The sequence below is a fragment of the Reichenbachiella versicolor genome, assembly GCF_003171675.1.
Lineage (GTDB): Bacteria > Bacteroidota > Bacteroidia > Cytophagales > Cyclobacteriaceae > Reichenbachiella > Reichenbachiella versicolor.
Map to the genome: position 1 here is coordinate 429,737 of NZ_QFZQ01000005.1, position 19,982 is coordinate 449,718.

Genomic DNA, 19,982 nt, shown 5'->3' on the forward strand with positions numbered 1-19,982 from the left:
GTATTTTCTTTCATTAATTCAAAATGCAGTGATTCGCATTGTCTCTTATACTTTTTTAGATTCCCATGTTCATGATTATAAAGTAACTTTGCGCTCTTATTCTCAAATTCAGACTAAAAACTGATCAGGAGAACAAAAAAATAAGCATGAAAAAAGTTTTATTCATAGATCGGGACGGTACTTTGGTTCTCGAACCACCAGTCGATTACCAACTAGATTCACTTGAAAAACTGGAGTTCTATCCTGGAGCCTTTCAGTGGATGGCAAAAATTTCCAAACTTGGATATGAATTAGTAATGGTCACAAACCAAGACGGACTTGGCACTGACTCATTTCCAGAGGACACTTTCTGGCCTGCACACAACAAATGTATGAAGGCCTTTGAGAACGAGGGCGTAATATTTGATGCCGTAAAAATCGATAGAAGTTTCCCCGCAGATAATGCTCCAACTCGTAAACCTAGGACAGGTATGCTAACTAAGTATTTAGAAGGCGATTATGATTTAGCCAATTCTTTCGTAATCGGGGATAGAATTACCGATGTAGAATTAGCAAAGAATCTCGGAGCAAAAGCTATTTTTATACAGAATGAAGAAGGTTTAGGCGCAGAAGAACTTGCTAATAAAATAGAAGACCTACAGCCAACTATTGCACTGACCACTACAGACTGGGAAGAGATCTATAATCTTGTAAGTAAAGGAAGCCGCACTTCTTCTGTAAAGAGAACAACGAAAGAAACTGATATTGATATACAGGTAGAACTTGACGGAACTGGTCAAGCTGACGTAAATACTGGATTGAAATTTTTCGATCACATGCTGGATCAAATTGCTAAGCATGGTCTCTTGGATTTAAAAATCCATGTAAAAGGAGATCTTGAAGTGGACGAGCATCATACAATCGAAGATACAGGTATTGCTCTGGGGGAAGCTATTAATGAAGCACTTGGTAATAAAAAAGGCATCGAAAGATATGGGTTCTGCCTTCCAATGGATGACTGTCTATGCCAAGTAGCATTGGATTTTGGTGGTCGAAATTGGATTGAATGGGACGCAGAATTTAAAAGAGAAATGGTGGGTAAGATGCCTACTGAAATGTTCTTTCATTTCTTTAAATCATTTTCTGATGCAGCAAAATGTAACCTAAACATCAAAGCTGAAGGTGACAATGAGCATCATAAGATTGAAGGTATTTTCAAAGCTTTTGCTAAAGCTATCAAAATGGCTGTAAAAAGAGATAAGGACAAAATGATATTACCCTCTACGAAGGGGATGCTATAAAATATTAGTCAATGCAGGTAAGAAATGAAGCTAAACCATCTGTCAACTAAACAGACCTCTTCTTTATCGCAATGACACTGACACAAATACAATGAGCAAAGTAGTAATAATCGATTACGGGGCTGGAAACGTAAAGTCTGTAAAGTTCGCATGCGAACGACTGGGGCTCAATGCAGAGCTTAGCAACGATCCTGAAGTTATCAAATCTGCTGACAAACTAATATTCCCTGGACAAGGTGAAGCTAGTTCCTCTATGCGAGACTTGAAAGCCAACAACCTTATAGATGTAATTAAAGAGGCCAAACAGCCTTTTTTAGGCATCTGCCTAGGTATGCAAATGATGTGTAATTATATGCAGGAAGGAAATACAGATGGATTGGGAATCTTCCCTCTATCAGTAGATCTTTTTGAAGGTAATGAAGTCAAAGTTCCGCATATGGGGTGGAATCAAATCGAAGGGCTTAAAACTCCTCTCATGGAAGGATTAAAAGAGAACGAGCACGTCTACTTCGTACACTCCTACTTCGTTCCTGCTTCCGAATGGACAATAGCTAAAGCTAACTATCCAGAAGCATTCAGTGCTGCTTTGCATAAAGATAACTTCTACGGGTGTCAATTTCACCCTGAAAAAAGTGGTTTAGCAGGTCAGAAAATTTTAGAAAACTTCATAAAAATGTAATCATGCGAATTATTCCAGCGATTGATTTGATAGATGGTAAATGTGTTCGCTTAACTAAAGGTGACTACGACCAAAAGAAAATATACAACGAAAACCCATTAGAGGTAGCTAAGGAATTTGAAGATGCTGGTATCAAATATCTTCATCTTGTAGATCTTGATGGTTCAAAAGCTCGTGAGATCAAAAACGCTGCAGTATTAGAAACTATAGCTTCTAATACTGGACTTACTATTGACTTTGGCGGTGGTATTCGTTCTGATAAGGACATTGATATAGCTTTCAATGCTGGTGCTTCTCAAGTGAACTTAGGAAGTGTTGCACTGGAAAATAAAGAGCTATTTGAAGAATGGCTTAAGAGGTTTGGTGCTGAAAAAATTATTCTTAGTGCAGATTCAACAAATCGGAAAATTGCTATCAATGGGTGGCAAGAAGAATCCAAAGTAGACTTGTTCGACCTTGTCAAAGAATATGAATCTATGGGTAATAAATATATGGTATGCACGGATATCAGCAAAGACGGCATGCTTCAAGGAATAGCTGTAGATTTGTATCGTGATTTGATCGGAGAATTCCCAAGTCAAAAAATCATAGCTAGTGGTGGAGTAAAAGACATCAAAGATGTAGAGGATGCTGCTGAGCTAAGTATGGACGGTATTATTATAGGTAAGGCCATCTATGAAAATAAAATTTCATTGAAACAATTAGAAGCTTATGCTGACTAAGCGAATAGTTCCTTGTTTGGATATCAAAGACGGTCGCACCGTGAAAGGAGTCAACTTCGTCAACTTACGTGATGCGGGTGACCCCGTAGAATTAGCTGCTGCTTACTCTGAACAAGGAGCTGATGAATTAGTTTTTCTTGATATCACTGCGACTGGTGATGGTCGTAAAACTACTGCTGACCTAGTAGAAAGAGTTGCCGAAAAGGTTAATATACCATTTACCGTAGGAGGAGGAATCAAATCGGTAGAAGATGTGTACACACTTCTCCATAGAGGCGCTGACAAGATATCAATCAACTCTTGGGCAGTAAAAGAACCTAAGGTATTGGAGGAGTTAGCTACTCAATTTGGAAGTCAGTGTGTGGTACTTGCTGTAGATGCCAAACAAATTGATGGCAAATGGAAAGTTCATTTAGTTGGAGGAAAAGTCCCCACAGAGATCGACTTATTTGACTGGGTAAAGGAAGCCGAAAATAAAGGCGCTGGAGAGATCCTTTTCACATCAATGGATCACGATGGTTCTAAGAATGGCTTTGCAAATGAGGCTCTGGCAAAAATTTCTGATATGGTCAATATTCCTGTGATCGCGTCAGGAGGAGCTGGTAGTATGCAAGACTTTGCAGATACATTCAAAGAAGGAAAGGCTGATGCAGCATTGGCGGCCAGCGTTTTTCACTTTAAAGAAATTGAAATACCAAAACTCAAGCAGGAACTGAAAGATCAGGGAATTGCAATAAGAATTTAAATTAGTCAATAGATAATAGTCATAGCCAATCTCCTTGGTTGATACTATAATCTATAGACCATCAATATCAAATTATGGAAATTGATTGGAAAAAGGTAGATGGACTAGTTCCAGCGGTAGTACAAGATGCCACTACTAAAAATGTATTAATGCTTGGCTACATGAATGAAGAAGCATTGGCCACTACCAAAGAAAAAGGGAAAGTGACATTCTTTAGTAGAACCAAAGAAAGACTTTGGACTAAGGGAGAAGAAAGTGGAAACTTCCTAGAACTTGTAAATATCAAACTAGACTGTGATAACGACACACTGCTGATTCAGGCTAATCCAGTCGGCCCTACCTGCCATAAAGGTGACGATACTTGCTGGGCAGAAGATAATAATCCAAATTTTGGATTTTTAAACACATTAGAATCAGTCATCAAAGACCGCTATGACAATCAAGAGCAGAAGTCATACACTAGTTCTCTTTTTAAAAAGGGAATTAATAAAGTGGCTCAAAAAGTAGGTGAAGAAGCGGTAGAAGTTGTAATCGAAGCGAAAGATGATAATGAGGAGCTTTTCCTCAATGAATCTGCAGACTTACTTTATCATTATTTAATTCTGCTTAGAGCTAAAGGTTATGAACTGAACGATGTCGTCAAAGTCCTAGAAGAAAGGCATAAGTAATCAACTTTAAATTATGTGACGGAAACCAAAGAGCCCTTCCAGACTTGGTCAGAAAGGACTCTTTGGTTTTTTAGTTTTTTGAATTATCTCTTTTCGGTTTCATATATTTAACTGGATTTACCTTTTCACCATTTACAATTACTTCATAGTGTAAATGTGGAGCAGTGGACTTTCCAGTATTTCCAACAAAGCCGATAATATCACCTTTTTTTACTTTTTGGCCTGCTTGTACCTCAAAGCCATCCATGTGAGCATAGAATGTAGAGACACCATTTCCATGGTTGATTTGCATATGCTTACCAAATTTATCAAAATCGGACTTTAGCAGAACAATAATTCCATCAGCTGTAGCGTAAATATTTGTGCCTTTAGGAGCAGCAAAGTCTACTCCAGAATGGAATTTTCTTACTTTGAATATCGGGTGAATCCTATATCCATACCCTGAAGAAAGACGAGTAAGATCTTCATCTTTAATAGGAGAAATACTTGGTACAGCATTGTCAGAAATAGCTAACAACTCTTCTACCGAGTCACTTTCTAAGACACTAAACTCTGGCAAATAGTCTTCAACTTTTGAAATATGACTTTGCTTAAAAGCCATAGTTGACAACATCAATACCGGTATTAAAGAACTATATATACCCAACTTAAGTCTTTTACTCTTTTTCTTCGCCAGCATTTCAACCCTAATTTTCATAGTATTTGAACTACCGAAACTACTTGTCAAACTAAGACGCTCCTCAGGTATTACACTTTTAAGCATTAGTGAGAGATACTCAGATTTGGAAGTTGAATTGGCTATCACCTGCTCGTCTGCTTGAAACTCATGTACAGATCTTAGAAGCCTTCGAAAAAGAAAAACGAAAGGGTTGAACCAAGTGATAGCAATAAATAATTCTGTTGCCAATAAGTCCACTGAATGCTTTAATCTTATATGAGCCAGTTCGTGTTTCATCATTGGATGATCACTATCGAGATGCTGATTTTCAGGAACGAAAATCCATTTAAAGCATGAAAAAACACTCCGTACATTTGATTTTACTATTGAATATCCTTGAAATGAAGAATTCACAGAGCTACGCGTATATTGAAAGAGCTTACAAACGCTTACAATGAGTATTAATAGGTAAACCAACAAGCCTATTCCGTAAAAATATTGAAGATACGGCCAAAACGATATCGAAGCAGATTCAGTCGTTTCTTTGACTTCATTTATTACTGGAAAAAATTCATCCTCGATCCATTCCGTCGCTTCAATTGAATGAATGATGGAAGAATGAAAGTCAATATTCAACACTGGTATTAAGAATGAAAGTGGAATTGAAAGCAATAAAATAATTCGATTCAGTCCATGAAAAGTCAGCTTTCTAAAGAACACTATGTATGTCAATGTGAACAGTGAAAATACCGCGCTCACTTTCAATAAATAGATGATTAGATTACTCATCATTCTTCTTTAACTCATCAATTTTAGACTCTAATAGTTCCTTCATCTGCTCTAATTCTTGAATACTCATATCCTGATTTTCGGTAAAAAAAGATGCGAACTTTCTTGATGATCCATCAAAGAAATTTTTTATCACTCCTCCAAGGTGATCTTTGAAATAGACATCTTTGGATACTTTAGGGAAATACTCATTTACCTTACCATAAGTCTTAAAACCTAAAAATTCCTTCTTAACTAAAACCCTAATCACTGTAGAAACTGTAGTATATGCGGGTTTTGGCTCCGGAAATTCCTCCACTACATCTTTCAAAAAAGCGTTTTCTAGCTTCCATATAATACGCATTACTTGTTCTTCTGCTTTTGTCAACTCTTTCATAATACAAGTATATAACGATATAGGTAGTAGTAAAACTATTTTTATAATTTTATAACTACAACTATAGTTATAGTCGTAACAATATATTTATAATTGCTCCGAAATTCAATTTGAATAAATCTAAAACACGACGACTATGAAACTTATTAGAAATCTAGCTTTCCTGCTTATTCTACATTCCGTTGTATTTATCAGCTCAGCTCACCCTAAAGACTCAACTAGCTTTTCATTAGACTCTAGTTTACTCATTCTTAAAAGAGACACTGCTCAAAAACTAGAAGTAAACTCCGATTTTTGGCAAAATGAAGTTTACAATCCTTATAAATCACATTCTCAAAAATTTCCATTCTGTATCTCATTTTTGAGTGAAACCTATGCTTCGCCTATATTAAGGAACAAAGTAATCACCTCTAGATATGGGTGGAGAAATAACCGTGCTCACCGAGGTATTGACATAGACTTAATAACTGGTGATGATGTAAAATCAATGTTTGAAGGAAAAGTGCGCTATGTTCGTTACCGACGTGGACATGGTAAAATCGTAGTAATCAGACATCCAAACGGACTTGAAACAGGATATGCACATCTTTCTAAAACCTTAGTAAAAGCCAATGAATTAGTTAAAAAAGGTCAAGTCATAGGTAAAGGGGGAAATACTGGCAATTCTAGAGGAAGTCACCTGCACTTAGAAGTTAGCTATCAAGGTGTATTTATCAACCCAGAGTACCTATTCAAGTTTGACAATTCCAATAAAATTAGGGCTAATAGTATTTGGGTAACTAAAGAGTGGGCTAGTCCTGCTCTTCACAGTTCAAAAAAACAAAGCGAAATCGTAGTCTGTAAATCTTATGATGAAGCCATGAAAAGCAAGGTAAAAAAAATACACATTATTAGGTCTGGCGATACACTTTGGGACATCTCAATCATGTATGGGGTTACAATTGATTACCTATGTAGACTTAATTCAATTGCTAAAAATAGTATACTTAGAATTGGTTATCCAATACTAATATCACGCTAGAAAATATTCAGCAAAGTAACTTTAACATTTTTTAGCAATCAGATTTACAGTAGCGGCATAGTGTTTGGCATAGGGGTGTTCGTAAACCAAAATTCATCCTATGAATAAGCACATATTAAAAGTCGCTATCGTATTATTATTTGTTTCATTATTATCTTCTTGCCGTACTTATTTCAATCAAGGAGCAAGAGAAGTCATCCAATCTGATGATGCCAAGAACATAGAAAAAATTCAATTCTATGTAGATAGAACAATTCTACTAGAAATTCAGTCTCGGTTGGTATCTGAGAATATTTCAGAAGGAATGCTCAAAACCAGAAATGGTATCACCTATTATCAAATCAAAATTAAGGGAAACACAAAATGCCTTGCTGAGGACATTGATCCCAAAGTATTGAAAATTCGATTTGACAAAGGAGAAGAGGATTATCTCAACTTCAAGGAGACCATTAATGGTTATCAGTTAGTTACTACACAGGAGTCTAACCATCATTACGTCACTTTTAAAGGAAGAAAATTCAAGGTGATTGAAGGTCAAGATGCCATGCTCATGATTAAAAAGAAGCATCGACAACGTTCCAAAAAGATGATTCACAAAATGAATGGACTTAGCATAACATAACTCTATTAGTTAAAGGTTAGCATCGTTGGTGCTAACCTTTTCATCTTACAAATCTATAAGTATACTTTATCAAAAAAGTGCTACTTCCTCCAAGTTCGAATAGCTGTGGAGATAAATTTCTAAAATCATTTCTTCTAGAATCTATATCCTCTGAGCCATTAGTAGACCACACCGCAAACAGAGTCGACCCAGGAATATATTCCCATCTCAAAACTAAATTGGATCTCAAATTGACAACATTGAAATCTGGATCATCAAATGATGCAAGTTGTTGTCCATTTTCTACCAGAGTTAATACGTCATCTTCATCTGAACTCGGCTGAACATGCTCTCCTAGGTTTCTAAATCGCTTAGATATTTTATCTGCCTTACTATCCGTCACCTCTTTGTATTGTGTGTATTCACCAATAGATATAAAAGGCTGTGCCCACAACTCCAATGTCAAATTGGGAGTTAGGTTATAATTAACTCTAAAAGACGCGCTGTATTCATGCCCATCTATCTGAGCCATTAGATAAATGGGATCTGTCTCTTCATTTAAGACATCGACATATTGAAGTTTGTCCTGATAAAACCTATAAGTTGGCCTTGCTTCGATCATCCATGCATCAGTGGGACGATAAATAACTCTCCCAGATAGCCTGACACTGCGAAACATATCCTTTTCTCCAATGTTGACTCTAGGAGTAAACCCAGCAAAGAATTTCTTTCGGTTGTTAGAAAAAATTGAAATCCCGTATCCTCCAATATTAGGCCTTCTCAAAGCTGGCCCTCCTCTAAGGTCAGCGTTTCTAACGACCATAATATCTTGCCAAGTATTAATAATAATTCGCCAAAGTGCGTTGGTCTCTAATCTGATATTAGTTCCTACTCCCGTATAAGTTGGGTTACCTCCAAAGTCCCAGGTTTGTTCAAAACTAAAGTCATAGCTCTGTTGTCTAAAAAAGTTAGTCTGTTTTTGAATACGATATCTATTCCAAGCCCAAGCATTAATATTATCGGTATGGGTCAAAAAACCCATATCATTAAGTTCTAGACCAGGTGAACGATGATTAAAACCTACATCCCAAATCCAACTTCCGCTCTTCTTACCAAATTGAAAACGGCTAGATGTACCAGTCAAACTTGTTCTTGTAGAATCTACATTTCGATAATCATTATCGGGTCGCTGATAGAGCCTAACATTTGACTCCTGAGTTTTTAATATGGCCTCTTTGCTACCATTAACTTGACTACCACTGACTTGAAGTTTAAAACCATATTTCCTATTGAAAATAAAATGAATCAAATCTAATCCTCCTGACAAGGCGTTATCATGTAACTTTTCTAAGTCATTACCCTCATTATCAAATCGCTGCATGTAATTAAGCATTGCTCCTGCCACGGTTTGACCTTGATTAAAATCTTGCTGTATTCTTCCTGAGTTATACAATGTCAAGGGTTCTACTTTTTGTTTGCTATCCTGACCTAGCGTATCTCTAGTTTCTAATTGAACAGTATTGGTAAGAGATGTCAAAAATCCCCAAGAAAAGCCCTTACTATTTTTGCCCGTAAGCTTACCAGCACTCAAGATACGGGTCGGAGGTGTACGACTTTCAAACTCTATATCATCCCCCACACTACCTTGGGCTGATCTTCCGATTCGACGCGAGTAAAACAGATTATTGGGACCTCCGCTAGTAGGAAAATCGAAGAGGTTATTACTTTCCAAAAAGAAAGGTCTTTGCTCTCTAAAGAATTGTTCGAAAGCAGATAAATTAACAACCGACGGGTCTGCCTCAACCTGACCGAAATCTGGGTTAACTGTCAAGTCAAGTGTGATATCAGAGGTTATTCCAAACTTAGCATCTATTCCTGCATTGACTTTGAACTCCTGACCACTTTCCAAGAACGGATTCCCTTCTTCCTTCTCATAAGTATCTAATTGCGTAACAATGTAAGGCTGTACTTCTAGTTGTTTCTGAGGCTTAATCCCTTTAATTCCTCGCAGCTCACCAAAATGATGTACCCAACCAATTACATTTGGATCTACTGGCTGCCAAGTTGAACGTTCCTCTTCTCTAAACAGCCTTCGAGTAAGTTGAATACCCCAAACATGCTCTGGAAGATTCGCAAACCTTAGTTGAGACAATGGAATCTTAAACTCAGCATTCCACCCTTCTCCATCCACCTTGGTAGCTAGATACCAGATTGGATCCCAAGTTGAATCCCAATTTTCACCATTGTTAGAAACATATTCATCCCCTTTCACACCCGACGCCGAAGCGGAGAAAGAGAATGCTGTTCTTTGGTCATGGTAGCTATCAATATTAATTTCTACCCAATCACCCTCAAAACCATCTCGACGGGACATACGCTGAGCTATCAACTCTGGCTGTGTATCCTCTGCTCTAATAGCTACATATAGAAATTTAGCATCATATAAAATTTTGAAACGAGTAGCTTGGCTCGGTATGGATCGAAAATTAGGTCTATGACCTGTAAACTCAACAGACCAATCTACTTGTTGCCAAGCCTGATCTTTGAAGTCACCATCAATCGAAGGTACTTCACCTTCTACCCTTTTTGTAAAGTAAGAATTCTTAGGCTCTTGGGAAGCAAGGGCACAAAATGCAAAACCAAGTAGAAAAGTGGCTAATGAGAGTTTTTTCACGGCAATATTAAAATTGCCCGCAATTTAGCAATATGAATGAATCACACCTTGAGAATTTTTCTTTGATCTAGCGTTTTTAAGAAAAATTAAGACGGTAAGACTTTAATCATATTAAAAAGCAAAATTGTGACACAAAAAAACCGAGACGATTACTCATCTCGGTTTCAACAAATTTCAATTTTTTGTAGAATTATCTAATTGAAAACCCTAAACCAAATGTCAACATTCCATAATTCTGAAAAGTGTAGTCTGCATGTAACGTTAATACTGCTAAATTCAACCTAGCTCCCAATTTACCACTCCATGCATTCGCCGTGAAGCTTTCGTTTACGGGGTCAGAGTCTAATTCAATGACTACGTTATCATATGATGTACCTGAATCATCAACTATTGATGCTCTTAATTCATAATCTCCCAGTACTTTTAAATCAATAGAAGCTGTACTCAACCCAAAGCCTCCATAAAGAGTCAGAATTGATATTTTTTTAGAAACTAATAATTGGTAGGTAAATGAATTGATATTGAATTCTCCTTCACCATTTTCTGTGCTTACATAAGAAATATCAGTAGTATATTGAGACAAATCAAGCGTATTATAGATTCTGTTATATCCTAATAAAACTGAAATATCTATTGGAACATGTTTAATACCCGGAATCCACTGCTTGACATCATGCATCACTCCTAATCCGAACATCCCAGTTTCAAGCCCGATATCGAAATAGTCTCTTGTAGGCATCCATCTAATTTTTAAATCAGTATTCTTTATCAAACCAATACCTCCTTGTAACATGGGCAATACTGCATATCCTCTAGCCTGTCCAGCTCCAATAGATTCATAGTCTACTCCTGGAGGAGCTGAAAATGGTTGTCTAACCGTAATATCACCACTCGAAATAACTGTTCCATCAGGTAAAGTATAAGAAGCTCCTTCTATAACATAATCAGTCTCTAATTCATATGACTGATCAGGGCTTCCGAATATTGTAGCTCCTCTATTACCACTTCGAACATTAAAAGATTCATAGTCATCTGAATCAATGGTGTAATACCAATCCTCTTCAGGAGCTTTGACGGCAGATAACGTAATCCCTAAATCAAACCCTAGAGTTTTGTGTGTCTTAGCAGTATTGTACCACCCACCATTGGAAGCAAAACCAAAGCCTCTCATGAGTGGAGACATATAAGCACCAATCAATTTACTTGCATCTTCTGATGGTACGTTTAAAAATTGAGAAATATCTAGTTCATCGGGATCTGGAACGGTAGTCTGAGCGCTAACTGAACCTAAAGTACAAGCTAGAAGCAATGCTCCGAGACTTACCTTTAAAGTCATAGTTTTCATAATTATTTAGTTTAGTTCTATTCTAAATTCGGGTTTAAATCTAATCATAAATATAAAAGGTACTGATCTTACTCGATTAAAGTGACATTAATTCATGATCAAAACCTATCTATACTTCGATAAACAAAATTTATCTGATACTAGATGATATGCTAATTGATGCTTCTACTTTTGTATCACAAATTTTAAACACTAAAAAGAAATTAAAATGTCACTCGTAGGTAAAAAAGCTCCTGTATTCAATGCTCCAGCTGTAATCAATGGAGATGAAATCGTAGAATCATTTTCTTTAGACCAGTATATTGGTCAAAAAGAAGTAGTATTTTTCTTTTACCCAAAAGACTTCACGTTTGTATGCCCAACTGAAATTTTGGCTTTCCAAGAAAAATTAGCTGAATTCGAAAAAAGAGGTGTGGCTGTAGTAGGTGCATCTACTGACACTGAGGAGACTCACCTTGCATGGTTGATGACTCCTAAAAACAATGGTGGTATTGAAGGTGTTACTTATCCTTTAGTAGCAGATACTAGCAAAACTATCGCTAGCAACTATGGTGTTTTAGCTGGAGACTGGGATTACGATGAAGAAGGTAACTTAGCTTTCACTGGTCTTCCTATTGCATTTAGAGGATCTTTCTTGATTGACAAAGAAGGTGTGGTAAGACATGAAACTATCAATGACCTACCATTGGGAAGAAACATTGATGAAATGATCAGATTAGTAGACGCTCTTCAGTATGTGGAAAAACATGGTGAAGTATGTCCTGCTAACTGGGAAGAAGGTAAAGACGCTATGAAAGCAACTAAAGAAGGTGTTGCTGATTACCTTTCTAATCACTAAGAATTAAGTTTACATATTGATATAAAGCCTTGTTCGAGTATCGAACAAGGCTTTTTTTGTCTCTAGGCACACATTAACCAGTTAAAAGCAAGGTAAATTCAAAGTACTTTTCCTAATCCACTTCACGTCAAGACAACTTTTCGCTTTTGAAACAAATTACAGCTTCACTCTCTAGATCAGGAGCAATTTTCTTTTCTTGCTTTGACCTTAAAAATTACCTTTGCAGCAAATTTGAAAACCCATGTACAAGTCTCTTATCAAGCCATTCCTTTTCAACTTCAAGCCAGAAAAAGCACACCACATGACTTTTGGTATGTTAAAGTTTTTGAATAGCGTACCTGGAGGATTAAGTATCATAAAAGCTATATCCGGTGGCAAATCAAAAAACATGGAAAAGGAGTTGTTTGGTTTAAAATTTCCCAATCCAGTAGGACTAGCTGCAGGACTTGACAAGAATGCAGAGGCTATTGACGCTTTCGCTGCTATGGGCTTTGGATTTGTTGAAATTGGCACAATCACTCCTAAAGGTCAACCTGGTAATCCGCAACCAAGATTATTCAGACTCCCAAAAGATGAAGCTTTAATCAACCGAATGGGTTTCAATAATGATGGTGTTCAAGCTGCTAAGCAAAGATTGTTAAAGAGAAAATCCAATATTCTAGTCGGTGGTAACATAGGTAAAAACAAAGTCACACCAAACGAAGAAGCTGTCAATGATTACTTAATCTGCTTTAATGAACTTTTTGATGTGGTGGATTACTTTGTCGTCAATGTAAGCTCACCAAACACTCCGGGGTTGAGAGAACTTCAAGAGAAAAAACCTCTATCTGATATTCTGAATCGCCTAATGGAAGAGAACAATAAACAAAATACTCCAAAACCAATACTACTTAAGATTGCTCCTGATTTGACTGATGACCAACTAATGGATATAGTAGAGATCGTGGAAGAAACGAAAATCGCTGGTGTCATCGCGACTAATACAACTATTGACAGAGGAGGTCTACAATCGCCTAAAATCAAGATAGAAGAGATTGGAGCTGGTGGACTTAGCGGAAAGCCTGTACAAAAAAGATCAACAGAGGTCGTTAGATTCCTCCATGAAAAATCTAAAGGTACTTTCCCAATTATAGGAGTAGGTGGCATTAATTCAGCCCAGTCGGCTCAAGAAAAAATTGATGCAGGCGCCAGTCTAATACAGGTCTATAGTGGCTTCATATATGAAGGACCAGGTTTAATTCATGATATTCTCAAAAAGATTAAACTTTAATCAAAGTCATCAGCAATCCATAGCAGCAATGTTTATCTGTCTTTTGACTCTGTTTTAATTAATTTACAAGCCGTAAAAATCCCCTTAATGGCTAAAAATACTTTCAAAAAGAAAAGCAAAGAGAAAAAGAAACTTAGTTTACCGACTTTTTCGATAGAATCTATAGGATTCCTGAACGATCGACGGTTGCATCTTTCTTTCGGATTATTTCTACTGATCTTCAGTTTATTCTTGTTGACAGCGTTCATATCCTATTTATTCACTGGAAGGGCGGATCAAAGCCTAATAGGTCATGCTGCCGAACAAGGGTTACAAAATGCTGGACTAGAAGCCGAAAATTGGCTGGGACTTACTGGAGCATATGCTTCACACTTCTTTATTTATCTCTACTTTGGAATTGCTTCATTCTTGATTCCCCCACTACTATTTTTCATTGGATATAAGATTGTTTTCAAAGTAGAAATCCTATCTATCTCAAAGACTTTCTGGTTCACTTCATTTTTCATTGTTTGGATCAGTACCCTTATTGGCTACTTTATGATCAATTCCGAAGCGCTTTTGACTTGGGGATTTATCGGAGGAGCTACTGGGTTTGAGATTGCTCTTTTCCTCTATAGTCTCACGGGTTGGGGAACTTTATTGATTCTAATATTAGGGTTTCTAGTTTTTAATATCTTTTTCTTCAACATTACTGAACTTGTAGGATTAACCAAGTCTTCTGTAATCAAAGAAAGTATTCAACCTCATTCTACTACTCAAGAAAATGAATCAAACACCATTTCTTCACAAGACTCTCTAGATGAGGGAGACGAAATGGTTTTAATCACGAAAGAAAACAAGACAAAAGATTCAGTAGATATAGCAGCTGTAGTAGCATCTATAGAGCAAGAAGTTGAAGAAGAAGAATTGGCTACGACCGATAGAGGGGAAAAATCAGATGAAAACTCTTGGGAAGTCACCAAACCCAAACCCACTCCTAAAATTGAAAAAACTGCGGACCTAGAACTAGATGTAGAACTTCCTCCTGCTCCTGAAGAAAAGTTGGAAATGGAAGTCAAAGAGCCTAAACGAGATGAAGTAGTCGTCGAAACGCAAGAAAATTACGACCCTACTTTAGATCTACCAAGATATCAATATCCGAATCCAGACCTCTTAATAGAATACCCTCCAAAAAACATTCAAGTATCGAAAGAAGAGCTTGAACTCAACAAAGACAAAATTGTAGAGACGTTAATCAACTTCAAGATTGGTATTTCAAGTATCAAAGCTACGATAGGACCAACGGTAACACTGTATGAAATCGTGCCTGAAGCTGGTGTCAAGATATCTAAAATCAAAAACCTTGAAGATGACATTGCATTAAGTTTAGCAGCTTTAGGAATTAGAATCATAGCTCCTATTCCTGGTAAAGGAACAATAGGTATCGAGGTACCAAACAAAAACCGTGAGATGGTGGATATCAAATCCGTCCTCACCACTGAAAAGTTCATGGAAAGCAAGGCTGAACTTCCAGTGGTACTCGGCAAGACGATATCTAATGAAGTTTTCGTTACGGATCTTGCTAAAATGCCTCACTTACTGATGGCTGGTGCTACAGGACAAGGTAAATCTGTTGGTTTGAATATCATTCTTACTTCGCTGATCTATAAAAAACATCCATCACAGCTCAAGTTTGTATTGGTCGATCCTAAGAAAGTGGAATTGACACTTTTCAATAAGATAGAAAGGCACTTCCTAGCCATGCTTCCAGACAGTGAAGAAGCTATCATCACAGATACGACCAAGGTAATCCATACTTTAAATTCACTATGTATAGAGATGGATGCACGCTATGATCTCTTAAAAGATGCTGGCTGTAGAAACCTTAAAGAATATAATGCCAAATTCACACAAAGGAGGCTTAATCCACAAAAAGGGCACAGGTTCTTGCCGTATATCGTTTTAGTGATCGATGAGTTGGCAGACTTAATGATGACAGCAGGTAAGGAAGTAGAAACTCCTATCGCTAGACTAGCTCAACTAGCCAGAGCAATTGGTATTCACTTAGTAGTAGCCACTCAGCGTCCTTCTGTCAATGTGATCACTGGTGTAATCAAAGCAAACTTCCCTGCACGATTGTCTTTCAGAGTTACTTCTAAAATAGACTCTAGAACCATTCTTGACACCGGTGGTGCTGAGCAGCTAGTCGGTATGGGAGACATGTTGTTATCACTCGGTTCGGACATCATCCGTCTACAATGTGGATTTGTAGACACTCCCGAAGTAGATCGAATCTGTGAATTCGTCGGAGATCAGCAAGGCTATGACTCAGCCTATATGCTTCCAGAATATAACGACCCCAATGCTGACGGTGGAGTTGATGCTAGCGTGTTAAGTGATCGTGATGTTTTATTTGAAGAAGCTGCAAAACTAATCGTCACACACCAACAAGGAAGTACCTCTCTAATACAAAGAAAACTGAAGCTTGGCTACAACAGAGCTGGCCGATTAATCGATCAACTTGAAGCCGCAGGTATCGTCGGACCTTTCGAAGGTAGCAAGGCTAGAGAAGTTTTGGTAAGCGATGAATACGCTTTGGAACAATTATTGAATGACCTTAATTCGTAAACAACACATTAAGCAATGAAAAAGCTAATCACATTAATTACGCTTAGCATATTAGTACTCACTTCGGTATACGCTCAACAACAAGACCCGAAAGCTGGTAAAATCCTAGATGCCATGAGTGCTAAGTATAGAAAAACTCCAGCTTTCAAAGCTGATTTTTCTTACAAAATGGAAAACATTGAAGAGGATATCAATGAAACTTTTGAAGGGACTGTTTTTGTAAAAGGGGATCTTTATAAACTCCTGATGGAAGGTCAAGAGATGAGGTTTGATGGTAAAAATATCTGGACCTACTCAGCGGAGTTTGAAGAAGTATCCGTTACATCTAGCGAAGATGAAGAAGAGGAAATATCAATCTCCAACATCTTTGATCTTTATAAGACAGGGTATAAGTATCTATATCTAGAATCTAAAAACAGTGGTAAAACAGACGTTATTGATTTAGTTCCTAACGATCTAAATAAGAGTTTCTTTAAAATCAGAATGGAAATCAATGCTACCACTAAGGAACTAAGGAGCTTTAAAGTGTTTGACAAATCAGGCAGTAAATACATTTATACTGTAAAAACTTATCAGGCGCTTTCAACTTTAAAAGACAATGACTTTACGTTTAGTCAGGCAGAATTAAACGGTAAAGAATTCATCGATATGAGATAACAACGAAGTTATCTCCTCGATATATAATCGAAGCAATATTGAATAAAACATGTTCAGTATTGCTTCGTTTTATTTTCACCATATTCTAATAAAAACTGGCTATGTGTCTAATACTTTTTTCTTGGAAAGATCACCCTGCATATGAATTGGTACTTGCAGCCAATAGAGACGAGTTCTACGAACGAGAAACGATACCAGCAGACTCTTGGGAAGAACATCCTAATATAATTGGTGGTCGTGATTTACTAGGAGGAGGTACATGGCTCGGAATCAATCAAGAGACAGGTAGATTTGCCGCACTAACTAACTATAGAGATCCCGCTAACATCAAACCTGATGCTCCTTCAAGAGGGAAGCTTACCACTGATTTTATAACCGGAGAAATCGGCCCATCTGAATACCTTAATAAAATAAAAACGGACGCGGATCAATATAATGGTTTTAACCTTCTCGTAGGAAACCGAGATAGCCTATGGTATTTCAACAATGTGAACTTCGACTTGAAATCACTTTCACCTGGGACATATGGACTTAGCAATGCCGTACTCGACACACCTTGGCCAAAAGTTCTAAACGGTAAAAGGAAAATGGAATTTCTCAAGTCAAACGACTCTTTAAGTAGCAAAGAAATCTTTCCACTTCTTATTGATCATGAACAAGCTGCAGATATAGACTTACCCAATACAGGAGTTCCTTTGTCAGTAGAACGAAATCTATCTCCTATGTATATAGAGATGAAAGGTTATGGTACACGTTGTTCTACGATGATCTTAAAAACTGCTGAAGAGACAAAATTTGTTGAAAAAACACACTTTATAAAAGAAACTCAAGAAGAGGTCATCAAAAGATTCAGTTGGGAAAACTAACTCTTATCTTAAACTTAATTTCCTTGAAAACCCAAGAGCTATGAAGTTATCCATATCAAATTAACGGAGTATCTAAGGAATTCTATTTAAATGCTCACCCCTCGGTCAGACAATTAAACCCAACAACTGGCCTTCCCATTCCCTTAAAACACCATTTAATTAAGTGAATTATATCCCTCAGCCTCACAGTTGAAGAATATTCTCGGCCTCATCAAACAGTTTTTGTGCCTCAACATAGATTTCATTCGTCTGATTCCAGATAGGATAGAAGCCATTGTTATCCCAAATCCCTCTGGCTATTTGTGCCTTAAGGTATATTTTGATTCTGTCCTTTGATTTATCAAATTGACTCTCTTTATACTTGAGACCATTTTTATCCGCCAGCTCTATCAAATCATTCAACATCGACTGAGAAACCTCAAATCGATCGAAGTAATGATCATATCCCATATCTTCAAGTCTTGAACGGTTCTCATTGGCATATTGTAAAGCAAACTCACGAATAGATCCAGAGGTAAACAATCTGTTTAGATATACTGAATTTCCAGTCGTATCTATAGCCACAAAATGATCTGGTACGATTCCTCCACCTCCGTATACGATACGTCCTTTAGAAGTCTTGAATGCTAATGAATCAATTACTTTAACACTATCTTCATTATACATTTCACCACTATTGTAGCGATCATAAATATCCTTGTAATATTCATCTAAGTTCCCATCATACTCTTTCTGAATTGAACGGCCACTTGGCGTATAATACCTAGATATGGTAAGTCTTAGCTCAGAACCATCAGATAGATCAATTGGCATCTGTACGAGTCCTTTTCCAAAAGACCTTCTACCTACAATAAGACCTCTATCGTTATCTTGTATTGCACCAGAAACAATTTCTGAAGCAGAGGCACTGCCTTCGTCAATCAACACTATGAGAGGTCTCTTTTCAAATATTCCAGTATCACCAGCCCGATGCTCTTGATTATATCTGTATTCCTTTCCCTTGGTAAATACAATCATTGAATCTCCAGCAACTAACTCATCTACCATACTGATAGCCCTGTCCATATATCCTCCTGGGTTTCCTGTCAGGTCTAGCATAAGCTTTTGCATGCCTCGCTCATTGAGATCAACCAAAGCGGTCTTAAACTCATCATAGGTGGTGGCAGTAAAACGATTAACTTTGATATACCCTACTTCATCATCTATCATATAGTGTGCGTCAACACTAAACTGAGGGATTTTATCACGAACAATAACAAAATCCATAAGAGAAGTTGAGTTCTTTCTCAGAATTGACACTGTGACTTCGGTACCTTTCGGACCTCTTAACCTGTCAAGTACTCCTCTATTTGTTATGCCTATTCCAGCCACAAGTTCGTTGTCAACTTCTATGATCTTGTCACCAGTCATCAAACCTACCGCCTCTGATGGCCCTCCACTCAGGGGAGTAACTACATATATGGTGTCTCTAAAAATACCATACTCAATACCTATTCCATCAAAATTTCCTTTAAGCTCTGCCTGACTATACTCTTTGTCTTTAGCAGGAATATATGTAGAGTGAGGGTCTAAATCTTCTAGAACGGTAGTGATAGCCGTTTCAACCAATTCATTTGTCTCGACTTCGTCTACATAATTTCGTTGGATGTGATCCATGATCTCTCGAAACTTACCTACACTTTTAGAAAAGCTTACAGGTCGAGCTGCATTTCTAGGCATATAAGCACCAAGTACTATTCCTAGAGCAAGTGATACTGCAATAATGATTGGTAATCGAACTACGAACTTAGAATTCTTTTCACCCATATGTATGTACGTTAATCTTGTGTTAACTCAATAACGAGAGGTTAATGGATAAGATACACTGGATATTATTTAAGATTTAAAAATCGGGTGCTGACAAACTATTGTAGACAAGGTGAAATAAAAAAGACTGAAAGAATTAAACCTCCCAGTCTTTTTTGTGGTTGCTTACTTTTTCGTTTGGTAAAACGAACGAACAAACGATTGCTGCTACGAACAATACCACGATCAATCCTAACATTGCCATATCTAATAGATTTATAGTTTGTGAGCCAAAGATAGATGAATACCCTAAATATTCCATCTGACAGAAAATCAAATATCGGCGATTTAAGCTTTTTAGGTAGAAAAAGCTATTCTAAGCTCGTTTTGACAGGATCAGT

17 protein-coding genes are annotated in these 19,982 nt (G+C 37.2%); 12 read left to right on the forward strand and 5 right to left on the reverse strand.

What is annotated here, in order from left to right:
• The first annotated feature begins 146 nt into the window (after positions 1 to 146).
• The 5 genes from hisB to hisIE all read left to right on the forward strand — a co-directional run bounded on the left by hisB (position 147) and on the right by hisIE (position 4,094).
• Positions 147 to 1,280, forward strand: coding sequence for a bifunctional histidinol-phosphatase/imidazoleglycerol-phosphate dehydratase HisB (gene hisB / locus DKG80_RS12330; RefSeq protein WP_109831647.1), 1,134 nt, complete (start codon positions 147 to 149; stop codon positions 1,278 to 1,280).
• A gap of 91 nt (positions 1,281 to 1,371) precedes the next feature.
• Complete coding sequence (hisH, locus tag DKG80_RS12335) at positions 1,372 to 1,959, forward strand: imidazole glycerol phosphate synthase subunit HisH (RefSeq protein WP_109831648.1); 588 nt, start codon at positions 1,372 to 1,374, stop codon at positions 1,957 to 1,959.
• Positions 1,960 to 1,961: 2 nt separating this feature from the next.
• A complete protein-coding gene (gene hisA, locus DKG80_RS12340; RefSeq protein WP_109831649.1) occupies positions 1,962 to 2,681 on the forward strand; it encodes a 1-(5-phosphoribosyl)-5-[(5-phosphoribosylamino)methylideneamino]imidazole-4-carboxamide isomerase in 720 nt (239 codons plus the stop codon).
• Complete coding sequence (gene hisF / locus DKG80_RS12345; RefSeq protein ID WP_109831650.1) at positions 2,671 to 3,426, forward strand: imidazole glycerol phosphate synthase subunit HisF; 756 nt, start codon at positions 2,671 to 2,673, stop codon at positions 3,424 to 3,426. Before hisA ends, hisF begins: the two co-directional genes overlap by 11 nt.
• Before the next feature lie 74 nt (positions 3,427 to 3,500).
• Positions 3,501 to 4,094, forward strand: coding sequence for a bifunctional phosphoribosyl-AMP cyclohydrolase/phosphoribosyl-ATP diphosphatase HisIE (hisIE, locus tag DKG80_RS12350; RefSeq protein ID WP_109831651.1), 594 nt, complete (start codon positions 3,501 to 3,503; stop codon positions 4,092 to 4,094).
• 70 nt (positions 4,095 to 4,164) lie between these two features.
• On the opposite strand, the gene DKG80_RS21375 is transcribed toward hisIE, so the two are convergent.
• Both DKG80_RS21375 and DKG80_RS12360 read right to left on the reverse strand, forming a co-directional pair.
• Positions 4,165 to 5,541, reverse strand: coding sequence for a peptidoglycan DD-metalloendopeptidase family protein (locus tag DKG80_RS21375; RefSeq protein WP_245907005.1), 1,377 nt, complete (start codon positions 5,539 to 5,541; stop codon positions 4,165 to 4,167).
• Positions 5,534 to 5,917: a BlaI/MecI/CopY family transcriptional regulator gene (locus tag DKG80_RS12360; protein ID WP_109831652.1), complete on the reverse strand. Its 384-nt coding sequence runs from the start codon at positions 5,915 to 5,917 to the stop codon at positions 5,534 to 5,536. Before DKG80_RS12360 ends, DKG80_RS21375 begins: the two co-directional genes overlap by 8 nt.
• A 136-nt stretch (positions 5,918 to 6,053) precedes the next feature.
• Between DKG80_RS12360 and DKG80_RS12365 the strand changes: the two genes are divergently transcribed.
• A complete protein-coding gene (locus tag DKG80_RS12365) occupies positions 6,054 to 6,938 on the forward strand; it encodes a M23 family metallopeptidase (protein ID WP_109831653.1) in 885 nt (294 codons plus the stop codon).
• Positions 6,939 to 7,038: 100 nt separating this feature from the next.
• Entirely contained in the window at positions 7,039 to 7,560 is a 522-nt protein-coding gene (locus tag DKG80_RS12370; RefSeq protein WP_109831654.1) for a hypothetical protein, read from the forward strand.
• Positions 7,561 to 7,600: 40 nt separating this feature from the next.
• Here DKG80_RS12370 and DKG80_RS12375 read toward each other — a convergent pair whose 3' ends face one another.
• Both DKG80_RS12375 and DKG80_RS12380 read right to left on the reverse strand, forming a co-directional pair.
• Positions 7,601 to 10,213: a DUF5916 domain-containing protein gene (locus tag DKG80_RS12375; RefSeq protein ID WP_162555854.1), complete on the reverse strand. Its 2,613-nt coding sequence runs from the start codon at positions 10,211 to 10,213 to the stop codon at positions 7,601 to 7,603.
• Positions 10,214 to 10,403: 190 nt separating this feature from the next.
• Positions 10,404 to 11,558, reverse strand: coding sequence for a DUF6588 family protein (locus DKG80_RS12380; protein WP_109831656.1), 1,155 nt, complete (start codon positions 11,556 to 11,558; stop codon positions 10,404 to 10,406).
• Between the two features lie 208 nt (positions 11,559 to 11,766).
• Between DKG80_RS12380 and DKG80_RS12385 the strand changes: the two genes are divergently transcribed.
• The 5 genes from DKG80_RS12385 (at position 11,767) to DKG80_RS12405 (ending at position 17,796) form a co-directional block, all read left to right on the forward strand.
• Positions 11,767 to 12,396, forward strand: a complete 630-nt coding sequence (locus tag DKG80_RS12385) for a peroxiredoxin (protein ID WP_109831657.1) — start codon at positions 11,767 to 11,769, stop codon at positions 12,394 to 12,396.
• A gap of 241 nt (positions 12,397 to 12,637) precedes the next feature.
• A complete protein-coding gene (locus DKG80_RS12390) occupies positions 12,638 to 13,666 on the forward strand; it encodes a quinone-dependent dihydroorotate dehydrogenase (RefSeq protein WP_109831658.1) in 1,029 nt (342 codons plus the stop codon).
• 87 nt (positions 13,667 to 13,753) lie between these two features.
• On the forward strand, positions 13,754 to 16,273 hold the full coding sequence (locus tag DKG80_RS12395) for an FtsK/SpoIIIE family DNA translocase (RefSeq protein ID WP_109831659.1): 2,520 nt from the start codon (positions 13,754 to 13,756) through the stop codon (positions 16,271 to 16,273).
• A 15-nt stretch (positions 16,274 to 16,288) separates the two neighbouring features.
• On the forward strand, positions 16,289 to 16,930 hold the full coding sequence (locus DKG80_RS12400; protein ID WP_109831660.1) for a LolA family protein: 642 nt from the start codon (positions 16,289 to 16,291) through the stop codon (positions 16,928 to 16,930).
• A gap of 101 nt (positions 16,931 to 17,031) precedes the next feature.
• Positions 17,032 to 17,796: an NRDE family protein gene (locus tag DKG80_RS12405; RefSeq protein WP_109831661.1), complete on the forward strand. Its 765-nt coding sequence runs from the start codon at positions 17,032 to 17,034 to the stop codon at positions 17,794 to 17,796.
• 183 nt (positions 17,797 to 17,979) lie between these two features.
• Here the strand turns inward: DKG80_RS12405 and DKG80_RS12410 are convergent, their stop codons facing one another.
• On the reverse strand, positions 17,980 to 19,602 hold the full coding sequence (locus DKG80_RS12410) for a S41 family peptidase (protein ID WP_109831662.1): 1,623 nt from the start codon (positions 19,600 to 19,602) through the stop codon (positions 17,980 to 17,982).
• Positions 19,603 to 19,982 lie beyond the last annotated feature (380 nt).

Bases quoted from the DNA above. Each gene is read 5' to 3' on its own strand.
- hisB (WP_109831647.1), top strand. From the start codon at position 147: ATGAAAAAAGTTTTATTCATAGATCGGGACGGTACTTTGGTTCTCGAA.
- hisH (WP_109831648.1), top strand. From the start codon at position 1,372: ATGAGCAAAGTAGTAATAATCGATTACGGGGCTGGAAACGTAAAGTCT.
- hisA (WP_109831649.1), top strand. From the start codon at position 1,962: ATGCGAATTATTCCAGCGATTGATTTGATAGATGGTAAATGTGTTCGC.
- hisF (WP_109831650.1), top strand. From the start codon at position 2,671: ATGCTGACTAAGCGAATAGTTCCTTGTTTGGATATCAAAGACGGTCGC.
- hisIE (WP_109831651.1), top strand. From the start codon at position 3,501: ATGGAAATTGATTGGAAAAAGGTAGATGGACTAGTTCCAGCGGTAGTA.
- DKG80_RS21375 (WP_245907005.1), bottom strand. From the start codon at position 5,541: ATGAGTAATCTAATCATCTATTTATTGAAAGTGAGCGCGGTATTTTCA.
- DKG80_RS12360 (WP_109831652.1), bottom strand. From the start codon at position 5,917: ATGAAAGAGTTGACAAAAGCAGAAGAACAAGTAATGCGTATTATATGG.
- DKG80_RS12365 (WP_109831653.1), top strand. From the start codon at position 6,054: ATGAAACTTATTAGAAATCTAGCTTTCCTGCTTATTCTACATTCCGTT.
- DKG80_RS12370 (WP_109831654.1), top strand. From the start codon at position 7,039: ATGAATAAGCACATATTAAAAGTCGCTATCGTATTATTATTTGTTTCA.
- DKG80_RS12380 (WP_109831656.1), bottom strand. From the start codon at position 11,558: ATGAAAACTATGACTTTAAAGGTAAGTCTCGGAGCATTGCTTCTAGCT.
- DKG80_RS12385 (WP_109831657.1), top strand. From the start codon at position 11,767: ATGTCACTCGTAGGTAAAAAAGCTCCTGTATTCAATGCTCCAGCTGTA.
- DKG80_RS12390 (WP_109831658.1), top strand. From the start codon at position 12,638: ATGTACAAGTCTCTTATCAAGCCATTCCTTTTCAACTTCAAGCCAGAA.
- DKG80_RS12395 (WP_109831659.1), top strand. From the start codon at position 13,754: ATGGCTAAAAATACTTTCAAAAAGAAAAGCAAAGAGAAAAAGAAACTT.
- DKG80_RS12400 (WP_109831660.1), top strand. From the start codon at position 16,289: ATGAAAAAGCTAATCACATTAATTACGCTTAGCATATTAGTACTCACT.
- DKG80_RS12405 (WP_109831661.1), top strand. From the start codon at position 17,032: ATGTGTCTAATACTTTTTTCTTGGAAAGATCACCCTGCATATGAATTG.
- DKG80_RS12410 (WP_109831662.1), bottom strand. From the start codon at position 19,602: ATGGGTGAAAAGAATTCTAAGTTCGTAGTTCGATTACCAATCATTATT.